The 1,297-nt window shown below is 71.7% G+C and carries 2 protein-coding genes; both read left to right on the top strand.

Annotation, left to right across the window (positions count from 1 at the left end):
• The coding region (locus tag ACFWJO_RS39625) for an NAD(P)-dependent oxidoreductase (protein ID WP_386873137.1) at window positions 1–222 on the top strand (222 nt) is incomplete at its 5' end.
• Between the two features lie 288 nt (window positions 223–510).
• A partial coding sequence (gene trpA / locus ACFWJO_RS39620; protein WP_386873135.1) for a tryptophan synthase subunit alpha occupies window positions 511–1,297 on the top strand: 787 nt, incomplete at its 3' end.

The following is a 1,297-nucleotide window of genomic DNA, read 5'->3' as shown; positions in this document are numbered from 1 at the left end:
GGTCGCGTGCGCGGTGCCGCCCTCGACGTGCTCTCGGAGGAGCCTGCCGGACCGGACCACCCGTTGGTGCGTCACCCCCGGGTCGTCGTCACTCCACACATCGGCTTTCTCTCCGATCGCACGTTCGTCGAGTACCCCATGATCCAGGCCCGCAATGTGCTGGCCTGGAGCAAGACCGGCCGCCCCGAAACACCCGTCAGGGAACTCTCCCCCCTCACCTGAGAACCTCATGGATATTGCGTCTCCGCAGGCGGGGACGGGCGATACCGGATCCTGAGCCGCTCTGGGCGTGGTGAAGGCACTCGTCATGTGATTTAAACCAGGGCCTGGTTGTCGTGCTGGGTAGCGCAGCACCTCGCTTCGAACTCGGGACGAGCGGATCCTCGTCAACCTCTCCGGCCGCGGGGACAAGGACGTCGCCACGGCGGCGGCCTGGTTCGGCCTCGGCACGGCCGCGGAGGAGAAGGACCCGCTCGAGGAGATGACCCCCGGAGAGGAGCAGTGACCGGCATGACCGTGCACTCCAAGACCGCCGCGGCCCTGGATGCCGCGAAGGCGGCCGGCCGCACCGGCCTCGTCGCCTTCCTGCCGGCCGGCTACCCGTCCGTGGACGAGTGCGTCGAGGCCGTCGTCGCCGCCGCGGAGAACGGCGCCGATGTCATCGAGCTGGGCCTGCCCTACACGGACCCCGTGATGGACGGCCCCGTGATCCAGGCCGCGACCCAGGCCGCCCTGCAGGCGGGTTTCCACGTGGCCGACGTGTTCGACATCATCCGACGGGTGACCCAGCGCACTGACGCCGCGGTGCTGGTGATGACGTACTGGAATCTCGGGGACCGTATGTGCGTCGACGAGTTCGCGCGCCGCCTAGCCGAGGCCGGGGGCGCCGGTCTCGTCACCCCCGACCTCGTGCCCGAGGAGGCCGGCGCCTGGATGGAGGCCTCGGACCGTCACGGCCTGGACCGCGTGTTCCTCACCGCGCCCTCGTCCACGGACGAGCGGGTGCGCCTCACCGTCGACTCCTCCCGCGGCTTCGTGTACGCCGTGTCGGTCATGGGCGTCACCGGCGCCCGCGACGCGGTGTCCACCGTGGCCGAGACCGTGGTCCGCCGGGCTCAGGATGCCGGGGCGGAGCACGTGTGCGTTGGCCTCGGCGTCTCCCGGGCCGCGCACGTCCGCGAGATCGGCGCCTACGCCGACGGCGCGATCGTCGGCACGGCCCTGGTGCGCGCGCTGACGGACGGCGGGCCGCAGGCCGTGGGCACGCTGACCCGCGAGCTCGCCGCCGGCACGGTCC

The sequence above is a fragment of the Streptomyces sp. NPDC127092 genome (assembly GCF_042722475.1).
Taxonomy (GTDB): domain Bacteria; phylum Actinomycetota; class Actinomycetes; order Streptomycetales; family Streptomycetaceae; genus Streptomyces.
Note: the sequence above shows the minus strand (reverse complement) of the source record. Positions and strands in the feature narration are given on the sequence as shown.